The organism is Micromonospora sp. WMMD1120 (genome assembly GCF_029626235.1).
GTDB lineage: Bacteria > Actinomycetota > Actinomycetes > Mycobacteriales > Micromonosporaceae > Micromonospora.
The window spans coordinates 6,457,369-6,482,319 of sequence record NZ_JARUBO010000005.1 but is presented as its reverse complement, the minus strand read 5'-3'; the positions used below and the strand labels follow the sequence as shown (position 1 = coordinate 6,482,319).

Annotated in this window: 11 protein-coding genes (1 of these 11 only partly in view); 7 read left to right on the top strand and 4 right to left on the bottom strand. The window is 74.6% G+C overall.

Annotated elements, in window-relative coordinates:
- Window positions 1-9: 9 nt before the first annotated feature.
- The 3 genes from O7634_RS29195 to O7634_RS29185 are packed head-to-tail and all read right to left on the bottom strand — an operon-like array spanning window position 10 to window position 2,947.
- On the bottom strand, window positions 10-654 hold the full coding sequence (locus tag O7634_RS29195; protein ID WP_278153345.1) for a response regulator transcription factor: 645 nt from the start codon (window positions 652-654) through the stop codon (window positions 10-12).
- A 42-nt stretch (window positions 655-696) separates the two neighbouring features.
- Window positions 697-1,794: a histidine kinase gene (locus O7634_RS29190; protein ID WP_278153344.1), complete on the bottom strand. Its 1,098-nt coding sequence runs from the start codon at window positions 1,792-1,794 to the stop codon at window positions 697-699.
- Window positions 1,795-1,807: 13 nt separating this feature from the next.
- Complete coding sequence (locus O7634_RS29185; RefSeq protein WP_278153343.1) at window positions 1,808-2,947, bottom strand: hypothetical protein; 1,140 nt, start codon at window positions 2,945-2,947, stop codon at window positions 1,808-1,810.
- A 129-nt stretch (window positions 2,948-3,076) separates the two neighbouring features.
- Here O7634_RS29185 and O7634_RS29180 point away from each other — a divergent pair, with 129 nt between their 5' ends.
- On the top strand, window positions 3,077-4,198 hold the full coding sequence (locus tag O7634_RS29180) for a hypothetical protein (RefSeq protein ID WP_278153342.1): 1,122 nt from the start codon (window positions 3,077-3,079) through the stop codon (window positions 4,196-4,198).
- On the opposite strand, the gene O7634_RS29175 is transcribed toward O7634_RS29180, so the two are convergent.
- Window positions 4,160-6,061, bottom strand: a complete 1,902-nt coding sequence (locus O7634_RS29175) for a Xaa-Pro dipeptidyl-peptidase (protein WP_278153341.1) — start codon at window positions 6,059-6,061, stop codon at window positions 4,160-4,162. The genes O7634_RS29180 and O7634_RS29175 overlap by 39 nt on opposite strands.
- A 418-nt stretch (window positions 6,062-6,479) precedes the next feature.
- Here O7634_RS29175 and O7634_RS29170 point away from each other — a divergent pair, with 418 nt between their 5' ends.
- The 6 genes in view from O7634_RS29170 to O7634_RS29145 are tightly spaced (at most 36 nt apart) and all read left to right on the top strand, a layout consistent with a single transcriptional unit that may run on beyond the window.
- Window positions 6,480-7,223: a 4'-phosphopantetheinyl transferase family protein gene (locus O7634_RS29170; RefSeq protein WP_278154110.1), complete on the top strand. Its 744-nt coding sequence runs from the start codon at window positions 6,480-6,482 to the stop codon at window positions 7,221-7,223.
- Window positions 7,220-9,571 (top strand): ACP S-malonyltransferase, encoded by a 2,352-nt coding sequence (gene fabD, locus O7634_RS29165; protein ID WP_278153340.1) that lies wholly within the window; start codon window positions 7,220-7,222, stop codon window positions 9,569-9,571. The genes O7634_RS29170 and fabD overlap by 4 nt, the downstream gene beginning before the upstream one ends.
- Window positions 9,568-10,383 (top strand): alpha/beta hydrolase, encoded by an 816-nt coding sequence (locus tag O7634_RS29160; protein ID WP_278153339.1) that lies wholly within the window; start codon window positions 9,568-9,570, stop codon window positions 10,381-10,383. Before fabD ends, O7634_RS29160 begins: the two co-directional genes overlap by 4 nt.
- 36 nt (window positions 10,384-10,419) lie before the next feature.
- Complete coding sequence (locus tag O7634_RS29155) at window positions 10,420-11,256, top strand: methyltransferase domain-containing protein (protein ID WP_278153338.1); 837 nt, start codon at window positions 10,420-10,422, stop codon at window positions 11,254-11,256.
- 11 nt (window positions 11,257-11,267) lie between these two features.
- Window positions 11,268-24,827 carry an SDR family NAD(P)-dependent oxidoreductase gene (locus tag O7634_RS29150; protein WP_278153337.1) on the top strand — a complete coding sequence of 4,520 codons (13,560 nt, stop codon included), beginning with the start codon at window positions 11,268-11,270 and terminating at the stop codon, window positions 24,825-24,827.
- On the top strand, window positions 24,824-24,951 hold the beginning of the coding sequence (locus tag O7634_RS29145; RefSeq protein WP_278153336.1) for an SDR family NAD(P)-dependent oxidoreductase. Its footprint extends 12,619 nt past the window's final position; 128 of the gene's 12,747 nt are visible here — the first part of the coding sequence; it begins with the start codon at window positions 24,824-24,826; the stop codon falls past the right edge of the window. Before O7634_RS29150 ends, O7634_RS29145 begins: the two co-directional genes overlap by 4 nt.

Genomic DNA, 24,951 nt, shown 5'->3' with positions numbered 1-24,951 from the left:
CCGGGTTGCTCAGAGGCGGGACACCAGGCCGGATTCCCAGGCCCAGGCCGCGATGCGGACCCGGGTGACGCTGCCGAGCTTCAGCGAGATGTGCGCGACGTGGGTCTTGACGGTGCCCGGCGACACGTGCAGCGTCGCTGAGATCTCCTCGTTGCTCAGGCCGCGCGCCACGAGCGCGGCGACCTCCCGCTCGCGGGGCGTCAACGGCGGGTCCGCCCGGACCGGCTCGTCGCGGGGGCCGAGCCGCTCCAGCAGGCGGACGGTGACCTCGGGGCTGATCAGGGCGTCGCCGGCCAGCGCCGCCCGGACGGCCGCGACGAGCAGCCCGGGTGCGGAGGCCTTCAGCAGGAAGCCGCTCGCCCCGTCCCGCAACGCCCGGGTGACGTACTCGTCGTCGTTGAAGGTGGTCACCACGATCACCCTGGTGGCCAGCTCGGGCGTCGCGCCGACGCGGCGGACGAGTTCGAGGCCGTCGACGCCGGGCATCCGGACGTCGGCCAGCAGCACCCCGGGGCGCAGCCGGCGGACCAGGTCCCAGGCGGCGGTGCCGTTGCCGGCCTCGCCCACGACGGTGAGGTCGGGCTGCGCCGACAACACCATCCGGAAACCGTGCCGGACCATGTCGTGGTCGTCGGCGATCACGACCGTCGTCATCGGGCCGCAACCCGTCGTTGCCGCCTGCGTGTCGGCATCGGCTCAGCCTATCGGCAGCGTGACGCGCACCTGCCACGATCCGTTCTGGACACCCGCGCGCATGGCGCCGTCGAGCGCCTCCACCCGGGCGCGCAACGAGGCCAGGCCGCCCCCGGAGCCGCTGGCGGGCGGCGGCGTCGCGTGGGGTGGCAGGTCGTTGGCGACGACGATGTCGAGCTGCCGGTCCCGTCGGGTCACCGCCACCCGCACCGGGGCGTCGGGGCGTGCGTGCCGGGCCACGTTGGTGAGCGCCTCGGACACCACCCGGTACGCGGTGGCCTGGATCGCGGCGGGGACGTCGTCGCGTCCCGTGAGAGCCACCGTCAGCTCCACCGGCAGCGGGTGGACGTCGACCAGGTCGACCACCTCGGCGAGGCCGTACTGGCGCGCCGCGCGCTCCTCGTCGTCCCGCAGCAACCGGATGCTGTGGTCGAGCCGCCGCAGGGCCCGGGTCGCGGCCTGCTCGACCTGTTCCAGCGTCGCACCGGGGTCGCTCTCCGCCACCAGTCGCGCGGACTGCGCCAGCACCGCGATGCCGGCGATGTCGTGCGCGACGTAGTCGTGCAGGTCGGCGGCCACCGTGCGCCGCTGCGCGGACCGGGCCTGCCGCACGGCTGCCACCCGCAGCTCGTCGAGCCCGCGTAGGTAGTGGCCGAGCAGCGCCCCCGCCAGCACCGCCACCGCACCCAGGGCGCCCAGGAAGAGCTGGACTCCGAGGGCCGCGTCGGGCAGCAGCCGAAAGCCGATCGCGACGCCGGGCAGCAGGAGCACGCCGGCCAGCCGACCCGCGGTGCGGGCCACCACGACGGCGAGGGCGGCCAACGCGCCGACCTCGACAGTGGTCCACAGCAGCACCCTGCTGGAGTCGTTGCCGGGGTCGACGAACCCGTAGCCGAGGAACCGCCAGGCCCAGAGGCTTCCGCCGAGCGAGACGACGGCCGCCGCGGCGGCGAGCGGCACGCGGGGCAGCCGGGGCGACGAGATCGCCAGTGTCGCGGCGAGGACCACGATCCAGGCGGTCGCCCGCAGCGCGGCCGGCTGGCCGTACCAGGGCGCCAGAACGGTGACGACTCCGACGCCCACCCAGGCCAGCCGTCTCACGCGGGTCAGCATCTCACCGTCCGACCAGGTCGACTGTCACGCCCGCCTCGACGACCAGGGTGCCGACCGGCGCGCCGCCGAGCTGCTGGTCGAAGAAGCCGGCCAGCGCGCGGCGCACGGTGCGGTAGGCCAACGGCTGCGCGTCGCCGATCTCCCGTCGCACGACCGGATCGGTGCGCGGATAACGACGCGCGATCTGGGCGAGGACCACCCCGTCGTCGGTGAGCGACGGTGCCGACGCGCCGGGGATGGTCACCGTCGTCCGCCGGGCGCGCCGCCCGGCGCCATCCTGGACGGCGCCGGGCGTGCCGCCGACGACCAGCAGTGGCACCGTGTCCGCGCCGGTGATCCCCGGGACGCCGGTGATGTCCGCGATGCCGGCGATCCCGGGCAGGCCGGCGAGGCGCGTCCGCTGGGCCGTGTCCGCGCCGGTCCAGCCGAACAGACCGACCCGGCGCGCGTCCAGCGCACCGCTCAGCGCCGGGTCCAGGCCGGTGAGCGTGCGCGTGACGTACGCGATGTCGGCGATCCGGGTCAGGTCGGCGTCCACCCGCGCGACGGTGGCGACGGCGTCGCTCGGCTCGATCACCCGGCGGGTGGGGTAGAGGTCGACCACCGGGGCGTCGAAGGGGTGGTCGACGGTGACGACCACGTACCCGCGGCTCGCCAACTCCTCCGCGACGCCGGTGTACGCCGTGCGCAGCACCCCCGGCGGAGGCGAGCCGACCAGGACCGGGAACGGACCCCGCGCCGGCGGCGCCCACTCGTGCGAGTGGGTCCGGAACATCCAGTTGACCTCGTCCGGCAGCAGTCCGAGGCGCCGCTGGGCGCCGGGCGCCCAGGCGAGGCAGCCGAACTCGGTCATGGCGGCGGACACCGCGTAGTGCGCCAACGGCCGGGGTCCGGCGTCGGCCGGGTAGCGCACGTCGAGCATCAGGGTCCGGTCGCTGTCCGTCCGCCACGGGTCGCGGCGGTCGGGGTCCACCAGTCGCATCCGCCGTACGCCCACGTCGTGCGGTCCGGTGGGTGGCGGGAGGGCAGGGCTGAACGTGTCCCGCCAGCCGGCGGTGTCGCCGTACCGGGGGAGCAGCACCATGGCGACCCCGGCGAGGAGGAACGCCACCAGCGCCGCTGTCAGTTGTCTCCGGAACATGGGATCGATCCTGCCCACGCGCCACGTGTCGGCGCGTCTGCCGGCAGGCGGAGGCGGGCCGGCTCGTCGGGACCGGTCCATCCCTGCCGGCAGATGTCGGGCCGGTCACCGCCGGACGACACTGCCGTCATGACAGCAGCGGTGACACGGTACGGCGGGTGGCGCTCCTGGCGGCGGTGGGCGCCCGCCGCGGCGGGCGGGTGGGCCTGGTTCCTCGTCGCGATGGGGGTCTTCTGGTCCGTCGGGGGCGCCGGCTACCCCTTCGGGCGCAACGACCGCACCGGACCGGACTACTCGTCGTTGCTGGCCGGCCTGGAGAGCCCCGTGGGTGGCCCGCTCATCACCGGGTTCGGGCTGGTCGCGCTCGTCGTGGCGGGGCAGCTCGACGGGCCGGCGCGCCGACAGTGGGCCCGCCGACTCGTGCTGGCCGCCGGCGTCGGCATCGCGGCGCTGATCGTGGGCGTCGTGCTGGACGCCCGGATGATCGTGCTGCTGCCACCGCTGGGCTTCCTGCCGATCGGCTGGCTGCGGGCGGACTGGCCGACAGTGTTCCAGGTCGTCGCCGCCGTGGGCGCGGCCCTGTTCCTCTTGGCCAGCACGGCCTACGCCGGCCGCACCGGCGGAAAGGGACGGCCCGCGCCGGGTCGCCGGGCGGCCTGGGTTCGCGTCGGCCGGATCGCCACCTACGTCGCGATGGTCTGCCCACTGCCCTACGCGGTGATCCGGCTGGCCTGGTCCCGGGGGTGGGCGCTCGGGGCGCCGCAGCCGTTCGTCGCGTCCCTGCTGCGTAACCAGCCGGAGAATGTCTACATCGAGCCGACGCTCGCGGCCTTCGCGATCGGCGGTGTCGTGCTGACCTGTGGGCTGCTGTGCCGGTGGGGCAGGGTGTTCCCCCGGTGGATGCCGGTGTTGCGGGGCCGGGTCGTACCGCTGTGGTTTCCGTTGCTGCTCGGCGGGTCGGCGGTCGTCGCCATCTTCGCGTTCGGCCGCGGGCTGCTGCTCGGGCAGCTGGGCGTGCGGCTGCCGGGCCAGCTCGACACGTTCCAGTTGTGGGGGGAGCCGGTCTACGACCCCGCGTACTGGGGGGCCGGTGGTCTGGGCTGGGTCCTCTTCCCGCTCTGGTCGATCTCGTTGGCGGTCGCCCTCGCCGGCTACCACCACCGTTACGCGTCCGCCGGGCCGGTGACGAGCGGCACCGGCCCGGCGGGGCGTCTAGAAGCCGAGGCTGGCGACGCCACCCACCACGGGTAGGTGGATCTCGCTGGCCGCAAGGTCCAGCTCGACCTGGGCGCGGTTGGTGTCGGGGCGGGTCCAGAACGGGTCGCTGCCGGCCACCACCACGCCGATCCGGTGGCCCGCCGGGAAGATGTGGTCGTCGACCTGGAGCGGCACTGTGAAGGTGTCGGTCTCCCCGGGCGTCAGCGGGGTCTCGGCGAGCAGGGAGTCCCGGTTCTTGGCGTCGAGCCAGCCCCTGGTCACGATGTCGTAGGGCGTCTCCGCGGTGCGTTCGGCGGTCTCCCGGTAGCACGGGTCGTCGGCCGGGGTGCTCGCCCCCCAGCAACTCTCGGTGTCCAGCGTGACCAACCCCTCCGACCAGGCCGGCACTCCGTTGTCGAAGACCAGGCCGGTGACCACCCGGGTGGCGGTTCCGTAGTCGACGAGCTTGACGGCGAGGTTGGTGTCGGTGTCGTTCACCCGAGCGGTGAGCCGTGCGTACGACGTGCCGGAGATCCGAACGGGCCGGGAGAGCACGGGAGAGAGGAAGACCAGCCGGCCGGGCGTCACGGTCTGCTCGTTCTCCACCATCGCCGCCTCGCGTTGCGCGGGATCGTCGGTGAAGGTACGGGTGGCGGCGTCGACCGGGCCGCTGGTCAGGACACCGGGAGCGTCCGGCGCGCCCGCGCCGAGCCGAACCGGGACCGGTGTGGCCCGCCGGTCCGGCCAACTACGGTGCCGGGTCCACCGGCCCGGGGCGTGCTCGATGTCGACGATGGGCTCGCTCATGATCCGGTTCGGGATGCCGTGGAGCCAGAAGTCGAACCAGCGGTGCAGGGTGCTCATCCACTGGTCCCGGCGGAAGTCGAACGGCTCCGCGTGGCCGACCTGGGACAGCCAGAGCTTGCGCGGGACGCCGTTGCGGCCGAGCGCGTCCCACCACGCGCCGACGTGCTCGGGGTCGACGTTCCAGTCGTTCAGCCCGTGCACCAGCAGGACGCTCGCCCGTACCCGGTCGGCGTCGCGGACGTAGTCGCGTGCCGCCCAGAAGCTGTTGTAGTTGCCGGTGGCGTCGTCCGGTGCGGTGTCCAACATGGCCCGGGATTCCGCGCACACCTCGGCTGGACGCCCGTTGACCTGATCGAACATCTGCGCCGGGCGTGGCCAGGGCGGCTGGATCGGCAGGCCGCCGTCGCGGTGGTAGTCGTACCAGCTCACCGGGCCGCCGATCGGGACGATCGTGCGGAGCCCCGCCACGCCGGTGGTGGCCACGCCGTTCACGGTGGCGGCGTCCCAGGACTTGCCGATCATGCCGACCCGGCCGGTGCTCCAGGTGGCGGCGGCCGGCCGGCCATCGCCGCGGTACGCCCGCGCGCGTCCGTTCAGCCAGTCCACGACGGCCTTGGCGCCCTGGATCTCGTTCGGGCCGCCCAGATCGACGCAGCCCTCCGAGGCGCGCGTTCCGGACAGGTCGGCGAGAACCACCGCGTATCCGCGTGGCACGAAGTAGTTGTCGTAGTACAGCGGGAAGAAGGACGGGTCACCGTCGGCGGCAGCCTGCTTCTTCTCATTCTCGTTACCCCGACCGCAGCAGGCGTAGTAGGGGCTGGATTCGAATATCACCGGAACCTTGAGGCCGAGCCCGGTGGCGCGGGGCCGGATGACGTCGGCGGCGATCCGGTCCGGACGGCCGTCGCGGTCCCCGTCGACGCCGGACTCGATGTAGACCGTCTCCCGTATCGCGTCGGCGTACGAGAAGACCGGCTGCGTCACGCCGTGGCGGACGACGGAGCCGGAGGGCGTCGCGGCCACCGGTTTCGCGGCCACCGGGGCCGTGCTGATCAGTGTGGCCAGGCTCGTCACCACCGCGACGACAGCTGGCGCAGTCCAACGTCTCATCGTGCTCCCACCCGCGGGTCGGTGACAGGGACCGGCGCGGCGCGGGCGCACCGGCCTCGCCGCCGCAGTTTCCGGCAGCGCATTCTCCCGCCATTCAAGAATTGACGTCAACGATGCTTCGAATTCTTTGAATTGTTGCGCGATCGGCTATCAGAACTTGATGTATGGCTTGTTTCCACACGGTTTCTCCGGGACGAAGAACCTTGCGATTCGGTAATCGTGTGGGCGAATGTCGTTTGAGGGGTTGTCGTTCGTCAATCAATGCTTCTAGAGTTGCCGGCAGATCGCGTCGGCATCGGCACCGTGCGACGGGTGGGGCGGCCTTCCAATGCGGCGAGGATGTTCAATGCTTGAGTTGTCCACTGCGCATTCCATGTCCTTGATCGACGCGGAGAATGTCTATCGTGCCGCGTTGAGCGTGAGCGGATGCCCGACGTTGAGCACCGGATCGGCGGTGCTGCACCCCCGGGAACGGCAGCGGCTGCTGCGGATGCGCCACGAGCGCCGACGGGCCGACTACCTCGCCGGCCGGCGGGCCGTCAAGGCGGCCGTCACCCACCTCCGCGACGCGGCGGACCCGACGGCGATCTGGGTCGAGCCGGGCGCCCTGCACCAACCTGTCCTCGGTGGACCCGGCACCGGTGGCCTCGCGGTGAGCCTCGCGCACAGTCACCACCTCGGCGCGGCGGTGGCGTTCGACGTCGCCCACCCGGTCGGCGTCGACCTGGAGCGGGTCGACCCGGCGCGGGCCGGAATCCTCCAGTCGACGCTGACGGCGGGCGAGCGGACGATCACCGCGGGCCTGGGGTTGGCCGCGCTGACCGCCGCCACAGCGGTCTGGACCGCCAAGGAAGCATTGGCGAAGTTCCTACGGGTCGGCCTGAGCGTGGACCTGAGCCTGCTCGAGGTGGCGACCTGGCGTACCGAGGGGGAGTGGTGGCGGCTGGACTACCGCCACGTCGTCTCCCTGAAGGCGCTGCTCCTCGTGGTCGACGACTGGGTGCTCGCGCTGTGCCTGCCCGCACGCAGCACGGTTTCCACCCCCGACGTGCCCGACTCGCTGGCCGCCGCGCTGCTCGACGACATCTCCCGGACCCTGCCACCGCGTGCCGCTGTCCGCGTACCGGCCGCCCACAGTACGACCGAGAGGAGCTGGCAGTGATCGCCTACGTCTTTCCCGGCCAGGGATCACAGTCCGTCGGGATGGGTGCCGGCCTCTTCGAGGAGTTCGCGGAGCTGACCGCCGAGGCGGACCGCATCCTCGGCTACTCGGTCGCCGAGCTGTGCGCCGCCGACCCGCACGGCCGGCTGGGCCAGACCCGGTTCACCCAACCCGCCCTGTACGTCGTCAACGCGCTCTGCCACCTGCACAAGTTGACCAGCACCGGACGCGCTCCGGACTACGTGGCCGGGCACAGCGTGGGGGAGTACAACGCCCTCTTCGCCGCCGGCGTCTTCGACTTCGGAGCCGGGCTGCGGCTCGTCGCCCGGCGCGGCGAGCTGATGGGGATGGCCCGGGGTGGCGGGATGGCAGCGGTCCTCGGCCTGCCGGCCGACGAGGTCGCCGCGGCGTTGGCCGCCGCCGGGCTGGACGGCGTCGACCTGGCCAACCTCAACACCCCCACCCAGGTCGTGCTCTCCGGGCTGCGCGCCGACATCGAGCGCGCCGCGCCGGTCCTCAAGGCGGCCGGGGCGCGCGGCTACACGGTGCTCAACGTCAGCGGGGCGTTCCACTCCCGCTACATGCGCGACGCCGCCGAGTCCTTCGCCGAGACGCTGTCGACGGTGCCGATGTCGCCGCCGCGCATTCCGGTGATCGCGAACGTCACCGCCCGGCCCTACCCGGCCGGGCAGATCGCCGACCTGCTGGCGCGCCAGATCACCGCGCCGGTGCGCTGGACCGAGACGGTGCGTCACCTGCTCGACCTCGGCGTGACCGACATCGAGCAGGTCGGCCCCGGCAAGGTGCTGACCGGCCTGGTGCGCGCCATCCGCCGCGACGTCGCCCCGTCGGCCGGCGACCGGCCGGCGCCCACGCCGGTCGCCGCCCCGCCCACGCCGGTCGCCACCCGTCTGCCCGTGGCGGACGGCCGCCCGGCCGACCTGGAGGCGGCGGCCTGGCTCGGCGACGCCGAGTTCCGCCGCCACTACGGCCTGCGGTACGCGTACGTCAGCGGCTCGATGTACCGGGGGATCGCCTCGCCCGCCCTGGTGATCCGGATGGCGCGCGCGGGGATGCTCGGTTTCCTGGGCACCGGCGGGCTCCGGCCGCGGCAGATCGACGACGCCATCGCCGAGGTGCGCCGAGCGCTCGGTCCCGGGCAGGTGTTCGGGGTCAACCTCCTGCACGACCCGGGCGATCCGGCCGGGGAGGACGAGCAGGTCGACCGCTACCTGCGGCACGGTGTCCGGCTCCTGGAGGCGTCCGCCTTCATGGACGTCTCGATGGCCCTGGTGCGCTACCGCTGCCTCGGGCTGCGGCGCGACGCGCAGGGCCGGGTGGTGGCGGAGCACCGCCTGATGGCGAAGGTCTCGCGACCCGAGGTGGCCCGCGCGTTCCTCGCCCCGCCGCCGGAACAGCTCCTGCGACGCCTGGTCGCCGACGGCCGGATCACCGACGATCAGGCGCGGCTGGCCGCCGAGGTGCCGATGGCCGACGACCTCACCGTGGAGGCGGACTCGGCCGGCCACACCGACGGCGGGGTCGCGTACACCCTGATGCCCGCGCTGCGCCGGCTGCGCGACGACCTGGCCGCCGAACACGGCTACCAGCAGCGGGTACGTATCGGCGCCGCCGGTGGCATCGGCACCCCGGAGGCGGCTGCCGCCGCCCTGATCCTCGGCGCGGACTACCTGGTGACCGGCTCGATCAACCAGTGCACCGTCGAGGCCGGCACCAGCGAGCCGGTGAAGGACCTGCTGCAACAGATGGGTGTGCAGGACACCGCCTACGCCCCGGCGGGGGACATGTTCGAGATCGGGGCGCGGGTCCAGGTGCTGCGGCGCGGCGTCTTCTTCCCGGCCCGCGCGAACAAGCTCTACCAGCTCTACCAGCAGCACGACAGCCTGGAGTCGATCGACGCGAAGACCCGCCAGCAGATCGAGCAACGGTACTTCAAACGCAGCTTCGACGACGTGTTCGACCTGGTCCGGCAGTACAAGGGCGGGGACTGGCCGGCCGGCGAGCGGCTGACCCCGAAGCAGCGGATGCTCGCCGTGTTCAAGTGGTACTTCGCGTACACCTCCGAGCTGGCGCTGCGCGGCGACCCCGCCGGCCGGGTGGACTACCAGGTGCACTGCGGCCCGGCGCTCGGCGCGTTCAACTCCTGGGTGCAGGGCACCGAGGTGGCGGACTGGCGACACCGGCACGCCGACGAGATCGGGCTGCGCCTGCTCGCCGCGACCAGCGCGCTGCTCACCGACCGACTGACCGCCTACGGGCCGGGCGCCGGCCGGGCCACGGTGGCCGGGGACCTGGTGCTGGCCGCCGCCGAGGGGAGCCGATCATGACCGGGGTACGGGCCGAGTTGGAGGTCATCACCGCCGAACCGCAGGCCCCGCGGCGCGGCACCCTGCTCTTCGTGCACGGCGGCTACCACGGCGCGTGGTGCTGGGAGGAGTACTTCCTCCCGTACTTCTCCGCGCGGGGATACCACTGCGTCGCACCGAGCCTGCGCGGGCACGCGGGCAGCGCCGGGTTCGAGAAACTGAACTCCTTCGGCCTGCGTGACTTCACCGACGACGTGCTGTCGGTGCTGTCCGACCTGCCGGAGCCGCCGGTGCTGGTCGGGCACTCGATGGGCGCCGCCATCACCCAGCGTGTCCTCACCGAGCGGGCCGGCGCGGTACGCGGCGCGGTGCTCATGTCCGCGCCACCGCCGACCGGCATCGGCGCCGGCGTCGGCATGGGCTGGCTGCGCGCCGGTGGCTGGTCGGTGATGTGGCAGCTGTGGCGGCTGCACCAGGGGCGGCTGCGCGCCGACGACTCGGCTGTCGACTCGTTCCCGTTCTCCGCCTTCTTCCACGGCGACCGCACCGACCAGCAGCGCCGCGACTACGTCCGGCGGGTGCAGAAGGAGTCGTCCCGGGCCGGCAAGGAGCTGTCCCGCCGGTTCGCCCGGGTGCCGGCCGAGCTGCGCGCCCCGGTGCTCGTGCTGGGTGGCGAACACGACTGGCTGTTCCCACCGCACCTGGCCCACCAGACGGCGCAGGCGTACCGCACCGACGCGGTCCTGATTCCCGACAGCGGCCACATGGTCATGCTCGACACCGGCTGGCGACGCGCCGCCGAGCGGATCGACGAGTTCCTCGGCGGGCTCTGATCCGCCGCACCGGACGCCACCAGAGGGGGACGGCGAATGCGCAACGACAGCTCGTACGACGTGCGGCGGATCGCCCGGAGCGTCACCACCGAGATCAGCCGACTCGGCGCCCAGGTCGACCTGTTCGCCGCCGCCGAGATGGGCGTGTACCGGCGTTTCGGGCTGCGCGCCGGGATGGCCGTCGCCGACCTCGGCTGCGGTCCCGGCTTCCTGCTCAAGGCGCTGCGCGCGGCGGAACCGGATCTCGCGCTGACCGGGGTGGACATCGAACCGCTGCTGTTGGAGCGGGCCCGCGACCTGCTGGACGACGGTGGCCCGGCCGTCGAGCTGCTGGAGGGCTCGATCGAGAAGACCGGTCTCGCCGACGAGTCGGTCGACTTCGTCGTCTCGCGGCTGGTGCTCGAACACCTCGCCGACCCCGGGGCCGCCCTTCGTGAGGTGCTCCGGATCCTGCGGCCGGACGGGATCGCCGTCATCGTCGACAACGACTTCGCGATGCACGTGATGACGCACCCGCACATCCCCGAGCTGGACGACCTGTACCGGGCCTACTGCCGGTCCCGCAGCGACGAGGGGGGCAACCCCACCATCGGTCGGGAGCTGCCCGCGCTGCTGCGTGCCGCCGGGTTCACCGACGTCCGCTTCGACGTGATCAGCGCGCACAGCCAGGTCGAGGGCACCGCCGCCTTCCTGCGTTCGGAGGGCTCCGGCATCCCCGTGCAACTCGTCCGTGACGGCTACCTGGACAGCCGCACGCTCGCCCGCCTGACGGTGGGTTGGCGCGCCATGCTCCGCCGCGACGACCACGCGATCATCCGCCAGCTCTACGCCGCGGCGGGGCGCAAGGCACGCCCCGCCGACGCCACACGTTGAGGAGCGAGGGTATGCCGCACGGGCACACGCCGATGGACGCCGTGCTCACCGAGATGGGGCGCCTGTTGGATCGGCCGGTGGACCGGTTGGACCCGGAGGGTGGTCTGGTCGAGCAGGGGTTGGACTCGTCGGCGGCGATCGAGTTGGTCGAGGCGCTCAACGAGCGGTTGGACGTGCGGTTGGGTGTCGAGGTGGTGTTCGACGTGGACACCCCGGCCGAGTTGGCCGCCCTGGTGGCCGAGGCCGTCGGGCCGGCGGAGCCGGCCGTGCCGGACGCGGGCAGGCCGCTCGCCGCGGTCCTGGCCGAGATGGGGCGCCTGTTGGGTCGGCCGGTGGACCGGTTGGACCCGGAGGGTGGTCTGGTCGAGCAGGGGTTGGACTCGTCGGCGGCGATCGAGTTGGTCGAGGCGCTCAACGAGCGGTTGGACGTGCGGTTGGGTGTCGAGGTGGTGTTCGACGTGGACACCCCGGCCGAGTTGGCCGCCCTGGTGACCGAAGCCACCGGGCCGGCGGAGCCCGTTGGCGCGGCCGCCACCACACCGAACCCGCCCACGCCGCCGGACGCGCCACCGCCGCCGACCGCTCCCGCGCAGGTCAGCGAGCCCGCGCCGCCGACCGCTCCCGCGCAGGTCGGCGCGCCCGCGCCGGTGGCCGGGCTGTCGACGGCGGGCGGCGACATCGCCGTGGTGGGGCTCTCCGCGCGGTTCGCCGACCTGCCGACGCCGGAGCGGTTGTGGCAGGCGCTGCGCGCCGGCACGAGCCGGATCCGGGAGCTGGACCGGCCCGGCTGGCCGGCGGACTACTACGACCCCGACCCGGCGGCGAGCGGCCGGGCGGTCAGCAGGTGGGCCGGGCACCTCGACCGGATCGACGCCTTCGACGCCGGCTTCTTCCGCCTCTCGCCCCGCGAGGCCCGGCGGATGGATCCGCAGCAGCGCATCTTCCTCCAAGAGGCGTACCACGCGTTCGAGGACGCCGGCTACGCGCCGCAGCAGCTGACCGGGCGTCGGGTCGGCGTGTTCGTGGGCGTGCGCGCCTCCGACTACCAGGAGCAGGTGGCGGCGGCGGAGGACGTCGGCTCGCAGGTCTTCCTCGGCACCGACGTGTCGATCCTCGCCGGCCGGGTCTCCCACCTGCTCGGCCTGGTCGGCCCCAACCTCGCCGTCGACACCGCGTGCTCCTCGTCGCTGGTGGCGCTGCACCTGGCCTGCGCCAGCATCCAGCGCGGCGAATCGGAGATGGCGCTGGCCGGCGGCGTCTTCGTGGCACCGTCGCCGCGGTTCCTCGTCCTCGCCTCGAAGGCGGAGATGCTCTCCCCCTCGGGCCGGGTACGCAGCTTCCACGCCGCCGCGGACGGCATGGTGATCGGCGAGGGCGCGGGCGCGCTGTTGCTCAAGCCACTCGACGCGGCACTGCGCGACGGCGACCACGTGTACGGCGTCATCCGGGGCACCGCCGTCGGGCACAACGGCCGCACCCACAGCATCACGACCCCGGCGACCCCGGCCGCCACCGAGCTGGTGCGCGGTCTCTACCGCGACTGCGGCGTACCGATGGACACCGTCCAGTACCTCGAGGTGCAGGGCGCCGGCATCCGGCTCGGGGACTCGGTGGAGCTGCGGGCGCTCGCGAACGCGTTCGGCGCGGCCGGCGACCTGGTGATCGGCACCCACAAGGGCAACATCGGTCACGCCATCGCGGCGGCCGGCGTGGCGGCGGTGGCGAAGGTGCTGCTGGCCATGCGGCACCGGGAGATCCCACCCACGATCACCGGTGACCCGGACGGTGACACCGACCTCCCGGGCACACCGTTCCGGCTCACCGCGCGCCCCCTGCCGTGGCCGGCCCCGCCCGGGACGCCGCTGCGGGCCGGCGTGAACTCGTTCGGATTCGGCGGCACCAACGCCCACGTCGTGATCGAGGAGCCGCCCCGGCGGTCACCGGTCGCGCGGAGCGCCGACGACCCGGCCGGGGTGTTGGTGCCGATCTCCGGGCGGCGTCCGGCCGACCTCGCCCGACGGGTGGCGGACCTGCTCGGCTGGGCGGAGCGCGACGGTGACCGGCACCCGTTGGCGGACGTCGCGTACACCCTGCAGACCGGTCGCGCGCACTTCGCGCACCGGCTCGCGGTCCTCGCCCGGGACCCCGACGACCTGCGGGCGGCGTTGCGCGCGGCCGTGCGCGATGGCGACCCGGCGGGCCGGGTCGTCGCGACCGACGCCGGGCCCGGCACCGACGGGCTGCGGGCACTCGCCGCCGAGTACGTCAGCGGCGGCGAGGTCCCCTGGGACCGGCTGTGGGAGGGCCAGCGGCGGCACCGGGTGCCGCTGCCCACCTACCCGTTCGCCGAGGAGAGCCACTGGATCGGCGCGCCCGCCACCGGGTCGACGCCGCCGGCCCGTACCGACGCGGGCCGGGCGACCGCCCCGGACGCGCCGTCCCGGCTGCTCCCACCGGAGAAGGCGCCCCGGCTCGGAGCGGCCGAGCGCGACCTGCACGAGCGCGCGCACGACGAGCTGCGCCGGTGGGCGCACGACAGCATCGCGCGGATGCTCGTCGACAACGGGGCGCTGGACGCCGGTGGACCGGGCGTCCCGGTCGAGGCGGCGGTGGCCCGGCTCGGTGTCGCCGCCCGGCACCGCCGGCAATGGGACGCGCTGCTCGACATGCTGAACCGGTCCGGGACCGTCGAGCTGACCGGTGACACCGTCGCGCTGGTCCGGCCGGTGCCGACCGCCGCCGAACTCGCCGCCGAACGCGCCCGGCTGGACGCGGCCTACCGCGAGGCGGAACCCTTCACCCGGCTGCTCGGCGTCTGTTTCGACGCGTACGCCAGGGTGCTCCGCGACGAGATCCCGGCGACCGACGTGCTCTTCCCGGGCTCCTCCTTCGCGCTCATCCAGCCGTTGTACCAGGGGCACACCATGGCCGACCTGTGCAACGACACCGTCGCCTGGGCCGTCGACAGTTACCTGGAGCATCGCGCGACCCGGCTCGCCCCGGGCGAACGGGTCGAGATCGTCGAGGTGGGCGCCGGCACCGGAGGCACCAGCCGTCGGGTCTTCGCGGCGGTCGGTCGGCACGCCGCGCGGCTGCGGTACCACTACACCGACGTGTCGCTGGCCATGGCGAAGTTCGGGGCGCACGAGTTCGGGGCGGCCACCCCGTACGCCGAGTTCGGCACCCTGGACGTCGACCGCGACGTCACCACCCAGGGGTATCCGGCCGGCGGGATCGACGTGGTGGTCGCCACCAACGTGCTGCACGCCACCTCGGACGTGCGGCGTACCGTCGCGAACCTGTGCCGGCTGCTGCGGCCCGGTGGCTGGTTGGTGCTCAACGAGCTGTCCACCACCGTCGACGTCATCGCCATGATCGTCGGACAGCTCGACGGCTGGTGGCGCTACGAGGACGCCGACCTCCGGCTGCCGTACTCCCCGGTGGTCCCCGTGGACGGCTGGCGGGACGTGCTGCGCGACGCCGGCCTGACCGACGTGCTGGTCCTCGGCCCGCCGCCACGGCCGGGCCGGGGCGTCGGTCAGAACGTCGTCATCGCACAGCAGCCCGCCGCCGTGGCCGGCGCCGAGCCGGCCGCGCCCGCGGAAACGACGGCCCCGCCGGTCCGGGTGGTCGCGACCGCCGCGCCGGTCGCGACCACCGAACCCGGGACCGGGGTACGCGAGCAGATCCGCGCCTGCCTCGCCCTGGCGCTGGAGACCGACGCCGCCCACCTCGCCGACGACACACCGTTCGCCGAGTACGGTGTGGACTCGCTGATCGCCGCGGAACTGGTCAACCGGATCAACGACGCGCTCGGCACCGGCCTGCGTACGCCGGACCTCTACGCGCACATCACCGTCGGCGACCTCGCCGCGCACGTCCTGCGGACCCATCCCACGGCGGCTTCCCGACCCGTCGGGCAGACGCCGCCCGACCCGGCGCCCGTCCACCGTCCCGCCCCGACGCCGTCCGGGGCCGTCGTCGAGCCGGCCGACCGGGACGTGGCCGTCATCGGCCTGTCGTGCACGTTCCCGGGCAGCGCCGACGCGGAAGAGTACTGGGACAACCTCGTGCACGGGCGCACCCTCTTCCGGGACGTGCCGGTGAACAGGTGGGACGTCGAGCGGTTCCACGACCCGGACCGCTCCCGGACCGACACCACCTACTGCCGGCAGGGCGGCTTCCTCGACGACATCGAGCGGTTCGACGCGCTGTTCTTCAGCATGTCCGGCCGGGACGCCGAGGTCTCCGACCCGCAGCACCGGCTGTTCCTCCAGGAGGCGTGGAACGCGCTGGAGGACTCCGGTTACGCCGCGTCGGCCGCCGGTCGCCGCTGCGGTGTGTTCGTCGGCAGCATCGGCGGCGACTACGACGCGCTCCAGGAGGACCACGACGTCGCGCACGGCCCGACGACGTTGCTGAACAACCAGACCTCGACGCTCTCCGGCCGGATCTCGTACTTCCTCGACCTGGCCGGGCCGAACCTCGCCGTCGACACGGCCTGCTCGTCCTCCCTCGTCGCGGTCCACCTCGCCTGTCAGAGCCTGCTCGCCGGGGAGAGCGAGCTGGCCCTGGCCGGTGGCGTCTTCATCGCCACCACGCCGCGCTTCTTCGTGCACATGTCCCAGCTCGGGGTGCTGTCGCCGGAGCACTCCTGCCGCCCCTTCGACGCGGACGCCGACGGCTTCCTGCCCGGCGAGGGGGTGGCCGCCGTGGTGCTCAAACCCCTCGCCGCGGCGCACCGCGACGGCGACCACATCTACGGCGTGATCAAGGGCACGGCGATCAACCACGACGGCCGTACCAACGGGTTCACCGCACCGAACGCCCGCTCGCAGACCGCCCTCGCCACCGAGCTGTACGCCCGCAGCGGCGTCGCCCCGGACACCGTCGGCTTCGTGGAGGCCCACGGCACCGGCACCGAGCTGGGTGACCCGATCGAGGTGACCGCGCTGACCGACGCGTTCCGCCGGCACACCCAGCGCCGCCAGTTCGCCGCCATCGGCTCGGTGAAGGCCAACATCGGGCACACGGTGGGCGCCTCCGGGCTCGCCGGCCTGATCAAGGTGCTGATGGCGATGCGGCACGGTGTCATCCCGCCGCAGGCGGCGTACCGGGAGGCCAACGCGTACATCGACTTCGCCTCCAGTCCGTTCTACGTGCCGACCAGCCCGGTCCCGTGGCCCGCGTCGGCGGACCGGCCACGGCGGGCCACCGTCAGCGCGTTCGGTTTCAGCGGAACCAACGCGATGCTGCTGGTGCAGGAGGCCCCACCGACGGCGCAGACCGCCGCGGGCGACGGCACGGAGGAGGTGCTCGTCCCGATCTCCGCCCGGGACGACGCGGCGCTGCGCCGGTACGCGCGCGTACTCGCCGACCACGTCGACCCCGCCGCCGGCCCGCCCGCGCCCCGGCTCGCCGACGTCGCGCTCACCCTGCGGACCCGGCGCAGCGTCTTCGCGGAACGGCTCGTCGTCGGCGCCCCGGACACGGCCGTCCTCGCCGACCGTCTGCGTCGCTTCGCCGCCGGCGAGAACGACGTGCCCGGCGTGCTGCGCGGCACCGCCGACCCGACGGCCGCTCCACCGACCCCGTCCGGCGTGTCCGACGCCGACGGGATCGCCCGCGCCTGGTGCGCCGGCGCGACGGTCGACTGGACGACGACGGCCGGGGCCGGACGAGTGGTTCCGCTGCCCACCTACCCATTCGCGGGCGAACGCTACTGGGCCGCCCCGGCGTCGCCCGCCGCCGCGCCGGCCGCCACCGTTCGGGCCGCTGCCGCGCCGCCCGCTGCCGCGCCGCCCGCTGCCGCGCCGCCCGCCGCCGCGCCGGCGGCGGACCCGGCCGCCGCGACCGTCCACCTTCTGGAGTCGGGCTGGCAGCCCGCGCCCGCGCCGGCCCCGCCGGTGACCCCGGGCCGGACACTGCTGCTCGGCGGCGCGCGGGAGTGTGCCGCCGCTCGGGCGCTGATCGGTGCGCTGGCCGTCGAGGGTGACAGCGCACTCCTGGAGAGCGCCGGAGACCGGTTCGACGGGGTGCTGTTCCTGGTGCCGCCGTCCATCGGCGAGGACAGCGGCGATCCGCGCCGGGTGGCACGGGACCTGACCGCCAGCACCCTGCCCGTGCTGCGGGCGGTCCGGGCGGCGGCCGCGTCGCCGTACCCCGTGCGGTTCGTCGTGGCCGCCGGCCGGCGGCCCGGCAGCGGCCCGGACCCCTGCGTCGCGGCGCTCGGCCCGCTGGGTCGGTCGTTGCGGCTGGCCGCGCCCCACGTGTCGCTGACAGTGGTGGACGTCGCCGACACCGACGACCCCGCCGCCGTCGCCCGGGCGGCGGTCGCGGAGTGGCCGCACGCCACGCTGCCCGAGGTCCGCCGGCACGGCTCCGAGCGGACGGTGCCGATCCTGCGGCCAGCGCCGGCCCCGCCCACCGGCCAGCCGGTGGTGATCCGGCCCGGAGCCCCCTGCGTGGTGACCGGCGGCGGCGGTGGCCTGGGTCGCCTGGTGGCCCGCCACCTCGCCGGACGCTACGGCGCCCGGTTGCTGCTGCTCGGCCGCTCCCCGCTGGACGCCCGCATCGAGCGGGACCTGGCCGACCTGACCCGCCTGGGCGCGGTCCGGCCCCGGTACGCCCCGGTGGACGTCGCCGACCCCGTCCAGGTGTCCACGGCGCTCGCCGACTTCCAGGCCGGGGCGGGGCCCGTCTCGGTGGTGGTGCACGCGGCCGGAGCGCTGGACCAGCGGGCCCTGCACGAACGCCAGTGGGCGACGGTCGAGGCCACGCTGCGCGCCAAGACCATCGGTACGGCGGTGCTGGACGCGGCCACCGCGACGAACCCGCTGGACGCCTTCGTGCTGTTCTCGTCGGCGTCCTCGGTGGTCGGTGACTTCGGCGAGTGCGACTACTCCGTCGCCAACCGCTTCCTGGACGGTTTCGGTGACTGGCGCGAGCGGATGCGCGAACGGGGGCTGCGGCGCGGCGCCACCGTCGTGGCGCAGTGGGGGCCGTGGGCCGACGGCGGCATGCGCCTCGTCGACACGAGCCGGCAGCTCTACACCGGCCACGGCGACCTCACGGCCATCGACACCGCGCAGGGCCTGGCAGCGTTCGACAGGGTGTTGGCCGGTGGCGGAGGACGACGCCTGATCGTCGCCGGCACCCCGGCCGGGGTCCGCCGGTTGACCGCCCAGCTCGACCCGCCGGCTGCGCCGCCGCCCGGCGTCGCCGGCCCCGCCGCGCCCTCCGGCGTCGCCGCCGCCTCCGCCGACGACCTGCTGGACCGGGTCCTCGCCGAGGTCCGTACGCTCGCCGCCGCGCTGCTGCGGCTGGAGCACACCCCGGCGGTCGTCGAGGCCGGCGGGTTGCCCCCGGACGAGGGGCTGGGCGAGTTCGGCTTCGACTCGCTCAGCCTCAAGGACTTCGCGGACCGGCTGAGCGAACGCTTCCGGGTGACGCTGTCACCGACTGTGTTCTTCAGTCGCAGCACCCTGCGGAAGGTGGCCGAGTACCTGGTCGAGTCGGAGGGCGCGGCGGTCCGCGCCGGGTTCGCGGCCGCCCCGCCTGTCGATGAGGTTCCGTCAGTGCCGGTGCCCGCGCCGCTGACCAGCGGCGAGCCGCCCGCGCCGTCGCCCGCTGCCGAGCATCCCGCCAGCGGGGCTGTGGAACCGGTCGCCGTCGTCGGCATGGCCGGACGGCTGCCCGGCTCGGCCGATCTGCACGCCTTCTGGCGGCACGTGCGCGACGGCGACGACCTCGTCGGCGAGGTGCCACCCGAGCGCTGGGACTGGCGGTCGGTGTACTCGCCGGACCGCTTCGGCGCGGGCCGTACCCGGTCGCGCTGGGGTGGCTTCCTGCCCGGCGTCGACACCTTCGACGCCCGCTTCTTCGGGGTGTCCGGCCGCGAGGCGGAGCTGATGGACCCCCAGCAGCGGCTGCTGCTCCAGGCCGCCTGGTCCGCCGTGGAGGACGCCGGCTGGCGACCCTCCGCGCTGTCCGGCACCCGCACCGGCGTCTACGTGGGCGCGCAGTTCAGCGACTACCAGGAGTTGCTGCGCGCGCAGGGGGTGAGCGAACCCCAGGTGGGCACCGGTACCGAGCTGACCATGCTGGCCAACCGGGTGTCCTACCTGCTCGGCCTGCGCGGCCCGAGCGAGGTGGTGAACACCGCCTGCTCGTCGTCGCTCGTCGCGGTGCACCGGGCGCTCACCGCGATCCGGCACGGCGACTGCGACGCCGCCGTGGTCGGTGGCTGCAACCTGATCCTCACGCCGACATACCACGTGGTGACCAGCCAGATGGGCGTGAACTCGCCGACCGGCCGGTGCCGCACCTTCGACAGCGCCGCCGACGGGTACGTGCGCGGCGAGGGCGTCCTGGCCCTGGTCCTCAAGCCGCTGTCCGCCGCGCTGCGCGACGGCGACCACGTGTACGCGGTGCTGCGTGGCTCCGCCGTCAACCACGGCGGCCGGGCCGGCTCACCGACGTCGCCCAACGCCGACGCCCAGGCCGACGTGGTGGCCACCGCCTGGGTACGCGCCGGCGTGACCCCCGAGTCCATCTCCTACCTGGAGACGCACGGCACCGGCACCGAACTCGGTGACCCGGTGGAGGTCGACGGCCTGCGCCAGGCCATCCGGCTCTGGTCGGAGCGCACCGGCCACCCGGTGCCGTCCGGCGCGTGGTGCGGACTCGGCACCGTCAAGACCCGCATCGGTCACCTGGAGGCCGCCTCCGGGCTGGCCGGTCTGGTGCACGTCATCCTCTCGATGCGGCACCGGACCCTGCCGGGACTGCTCCACCTCACCGACCCGAACCCGCTGCTGCGGCTCGACGACGGGCCGTTCCACCTCGTCGACACGACCCGCGAGTGGGCCTCACCCCCGGGCGTGCCCCGCCGCGCCGGCGTGTCCTCCTTCGGGTTCGGCGGCAGCAACGCCCACGTCGTGGTCGAGGAGCACCCGCCCGTGCCGCCCCGTCCGGCGGCGACCCCCCGACCCCAGGCCGTCGTGCTCTCCGCCCGTACCGAGGAGCGGCTGCGGTGCGCGGCCGGACGGCTCGCCGACGTGCTGCGCGCCCAGCCCGGGGCCGGCGTCACCCGCGTACGCGCCACCGTCGCCGAGGTGCTCTCGGTCGACGTGGCGGACGTCGACGTGCACGCGCCACTGACCGAACTCGGCGCGGACCCGGTCACCATGGCCGAGATCGGCCGGCGGCTGGCGGTGGCCGGTCCACCGCCAGCGCCCGAGGTCACGGTGACCGAGCTGTCCGCCACGGCGACGGCGCCGGACGGGCTGCCCGAGCTGGCCGACCTGGCGTACACGCTGCAGACCGGACGCGACTCCCTGCCGGAACGCCTGGCCATCGTCACCGCCGACGTCGACGAACTGGCCGGCCTGCTCCGCGACTTCGCCGGCGGGGCCGACCCGTCGGCGGTGTGGCGTGCCCGGGTGCCGGCCGGCGCGCACCGCCGTACCGGTGAGCCGCCGGCGTCCGCGACGGAGGCGGCGCGGGCCTGGCTGGACGGCCGGGAGCCCGACTGGACGGTGCTGCACTCCGCCCCGCGCCGGATTCCGCTGCCCGGCTACCCGTTCGCCGAGGACCGGTACTGGTTGCCCGCCGTGGCGGCCACCGGACCCGAGCGCCCGCATCCGCTCATCGACGAGGACTGCTCGACACCGCAGGAGACGCGGTTCCGGGTCGTGCTGCGCCGCGACGCCCACTGGCTCGCCGACCACGTCATCGCCGGGCGGGCCACGCTGCCCGGCGCCGCGTACGCCGAGGTGGCCCGCGCCGCCGCCGAACTCGCCGACCCCGACGGTCGGTCGGCCACCGCCGTGGGTGACCTGCTGTGGGCCCGTCCGATAGTGGTCGGCGCGGAACCGGTCACAGTGGACGTGGCACTGACGCCGGGCCGGCACCCGGGCACCGTCCGGGTCGAGTTCCGCACCGGCGTCGACCCCGTCGTGCACGCCATGGCCACCGTCGTCCTCGGCGGCGGCGCGGCGGCGGCGGACCCCGTCGACGTCACCGCGATCACCGGGCGGGCCAGCGGCACCGTCGAGGGCGCGGAGGTCTATCGACGCTTCCGCTCCGACGCGGCGGACTACGGCCCCGCGTTCCGGGTGGTCGAGCGCCTCTGGCGGGGCGACGGCGAGGCCGTCGCACGGCTGCGGCTGCCCGCCGTCGCGGGCGTCGACACGACGCGCATGGCGCTGCACCCCGTGCTCCTCGACGGGGCCTTCCAGGCGGTGTCCGGCCTGCTGGAGGGCACCGGCGGGGACGGCGGGCCGCTGGTGCCGTTCGCCGTACGGGAGGTGCGGGTCCTCGCCCCGGCCGCGCCGAGCGGGTACGCGTACGCGACCCGGGCCGCCGGGGGCCGGTTCGACATCCGGTTGACCGACGACCGGGGACAGGTGACCACGGTCGTCAGCGGCCTCGCCGCCCGGCCGCTGACCGTCGACGTCGACGACGTGCGCCGCCGTCTGCTCGTACCCCGGTGGCAGCCCGCGCCCCCGGTGGAGCCGGGTCCGGCGCCCCGCCGGGTGCTGGTGCTCGGCGACGGTGACGACCGGCCGGACCTGGTGGTGGCCGGGTTCGGGGCCGGCTTCGCCGAGCTGACGCCGGGCCGGCGCTACGTCCTCGACCCGGCCTCCGCCGCCGACCTGGACCGCCTGCTGGGCCGGCTCACCGAACTGGACGCCGTCCCGGACGCGGTGCTGCACCGGTGGTCGGAGCCCGCCGAGGCCGCGTACGGCCCGCTCCTGCTGATCAACCTGTGCCGCGCGTTGGCCCGGCTCCGGCTCGGAGCCCGGATCGTGAGCGTCGTCCCGGCCGACGTCCCGGCCGCCGTCGCGCTGGCGGCCACCGCCCGGGTGGTACGCGAGGAGCACCGCGATCTCGACGTCGTGGTCGCCCAGACGACCCGTCCGCTGTCAGTGGCCGAGGCCCTCGGCGAACTGCGCGTCCCGCACGGCGAGCCGGAGATCCGTCTCGGCGACGGACGGGACGTGCTGCGGTGGCACGGGCTCGACGCGCCGCCCACCGACAGCCCGCCGCCGTGGGTCCGCCCCGGTGCGGTGTGCCTGGTGACCGGCGCCTCCGGCGGGCTCGGCCGGTTGGTCGTCGCGCACCTGGTCGGCGCGGGTGCCCGGGTGGTGGCGATGAGCCGCTCCGCCCCGGCCGACCTCGATCCGTCGGTGCTCGTCGTCCGCGGCGACGTGTCGGTACGCGCGGACGTGTTCGCGGCGGTGGCGGCGGCGCGGGAGCGGTTCGGCGGATTGGACGTCGTGGTGCACGCGGCCGGTGTGCTGCGCGACGGGCTCGTCGTCGGCAAGTCGGCGGCGGACGTGGCGGCGGTGTGCGCGCCCAAGGTGGCGGGTACGCGCTGGTTGGACGAGGCCACGGCGGAGCTGGACCTCGACTCGTTCGTGCTGTTCTCCTCGCTGTCCGCGGTGTTGGGCACCGTCGGCCAGGCGGACTACGCGTACGCGAACCGGTTCCTGGACGAGTTCGCGGCGTGGCGGGCGCAACGGCGTCCCGGCGTGACGGTGTCGCTGGGCTGGCCGCTGTGGGCCGACGGCGGCATGACGGTCGACCCGGACAGTTTGCAACGGCTGCGCCGTGGCACCGGCCTGGTGCCGCTGCCCGCGGACGTCGGGCTCGCCGCGCTGGCGTCCGCGCACCAGGCGCGGGAGCCACGGGTCGCGGTGTGGTACGGCGAGGGTCGCCGGGGCGTGCCCCTGCCGGCGGCCACGAGCGAGCCGGCGCCGGCGGCGACGCCACGCCCGCGGAGCGCCCCCCGTGACCTGACCCGGGAGCTGTCCCAGGTCTGCGCCGAGGTGCTGAAGGTGGACGTGGACGAGCTCGACCCGGAGGAGGAGCTGTCGGCGTACGGCCTGGACTCCATCCTGATGATGACGTTGCTGAACCGGCTGGAGGCCCGGTTCGACACCGTCGTCGAGCCCAGCGCCGTGAGCGAGTATCCGACGATCGCCTCGTTGGCCGCGCACCTGGCGGCGACCGTGGCCCCGGCCCCGGCCCCGGCCGCCCCCGCCGTGGTGACGGAGCCGGTGCCCGCCCCGGACAGCTCGGCGGCGGTGATCGGGATGGCGGGACGGTTCCCCGGCTCGCCGTCGGTGGCCGCGCTGTGGGAGAACCTGCTGGCCGCTCGGCCGCTGGTGTCGGAGGTGCCCGCCGACCGGTGGGACGCCGACGCGATGTTCGATCCGTCGCGGCGGCGGCCGGGCACGTCGTACTCGAAGTGGGCGGGGTTCGTCGACGGCGCGTTCGACTTCGACGCCGGGTACTTCGGGGTGCCCGAAGCCGACGCGGTGGCGCTGGACCCGCACCAGCGGCTGGTGCTGGAGCTGGCGGCGGAGCTGTTCGCCGACGCCGGATACCGGCCGGACGAGGTCGCCGGCTCCCGGACCGGCGTCTTCATCGGCGGCGGGGACAGCAACTACCTGCCCCGCAACGTCGACGCCGTGCCGCCGGACGCGGTGCGCAACCTGCTGACCAGCACCATCCCCAACATGTTGGCGGCGCGGGTGGCGGACTTCTTCGACCTGCGGGGGCCGGCGCAGACGATCGACACGGCGTGCTCGTCGGCGCTGGTGGCGATCCACGCGGCCTGCCGGGCGCTGCGCGCCGGAGAGTGCGACTACGCCGTCGCCGGCGGCGTCGAACTCCTTGTCGACCCCTACCTGCACATCGCCTTCAGCCAGGCCGGGGCGTTGGCGCCGGACGGGGTGTGCGCGGTGTTCGACGAGGGCGCGCACGGCCTGGTGCTGGGTGAGGGCGGTGGCCTGGTGTTGCTGCGCCGGGTGTCGGACGCCGTCGCCTCCGGCGACCGGGTCAACGCGGTGGTGCTGGGTGGCGCGGTGAACAACGACGGCAGGACCATGGGCCTGACCGTGCCCAGCGTGGACGGTCAGGAGGCCGTCCTGCGGGCGGCGCTGACGGACGCCGGCATCCCCGGCGAGTCCGTCGGCTACCTGGAGGCGCACGGGACCGGGACGCTGCTGGGGGACCCGATCGAGGTACGTGCGGCCTCGCGGGTGTTCGGGTCCGACGGCGGGCGGGCCCGCTGCGGGATCGGTTCGGTCAAGTCCAATCTGGGGCACCTGATGCGGGCCGCCGGCGCCGTGGGATTCATCAAGGCCGTGCTGGCGGTCAGATCCGGGATGCTGCCGGCGACAGTGCACTGCGCCCGCCCGCACCCGCGTTTCCGGTTCGCCGACTCGCCGTTCTTCCCGGTGACGGCGACCCGACAGTGGCCGGCAGCCGACGGGTGGCCGCGCCGGGCGGGTGTCTCGGCGTTCGGCTTCGGCGGCACCAACGCGCACGTCGTGGTGCAGGAGTACCGGGGCGCGCCCGGGTCCCGGTCCCCGCTGCCGCCGCCCGAGTTCCGCCGCCGCCGCTACCGGCTCGGGGAGACCGCCGCCACCGAACCAGGTGAGAGCCTGCTCGGCCTGCTCGCCTCCGTCCACGACGGCCGGCTCGACGCCGACGCGGCGGCGAACCTGATCACCTCCCTGGCGTCCGCGCCGATCACGAACGGGGCGACCTCGAGATGAACAGCGACGACATCGCCGACATCCTGCGCGCGCTCGCCCGGCGGGAGATCTCGCCGGCCCAGGCGCAGACGCTGATCGCCGGCCCGGCGCCCTTCCGGAGCCCGGTCGACTACGACCAGCCGCA

Excerpts from the sequence above, each read along its gene's own strand:
- O7634_RS29195 (WP_278153345.1), bottom strand. The coding sequence starts at position 654 with ATGACGACGGTCGTGATCGCCGACGACCACGACATGGTCCGGCACGGT.
- O7634_RS29185 (WP_278153343.1), bottom strand. The coding sequence starts at position 2,947 with ATGTTCCGGAGACAACTGACAGCGGCGCTGGTGGCGTTCCTCCTCGCC.
- O7634_RS29180 (WP_278153342.1), top strand. The coding sequence starts at position 3,077 with ATGACAGCAGCGGTGACACGGTACGGCGGGTGGCGCTCCTGGCGGCGG.
- O7634_RS29175 (WP_278153341.1), bottom strand. The coding sequence starts at position 6,061 with ATGAGACGTTGGACTGCGCCAGCTGTCGTCGCGGTGGTGACGAGCCTG.
- O7634_RS29160 (WP_278153339.1), top strand. The coding sequence starts at position 9,568 with ATGACCGGGGTACGGGCCGAGTTGGAGGTCATCACCGCCGAACCGCAG.
- O7634_RS29155 (WP_278153338.1), top strand. The coding sequence starts at position 10,420 with ATGCGCAACGACAGCTCGTACGACGTGCGGCGGATCGCCCGGAGCGTC.
- O7634_RS29150 (WP_278153337.1), top strand. The coding sequence starts at position 11,268 with ATGCCGCACGGGCACACGCCGATGGACGCCGTGCTCACCGAGATGGGG.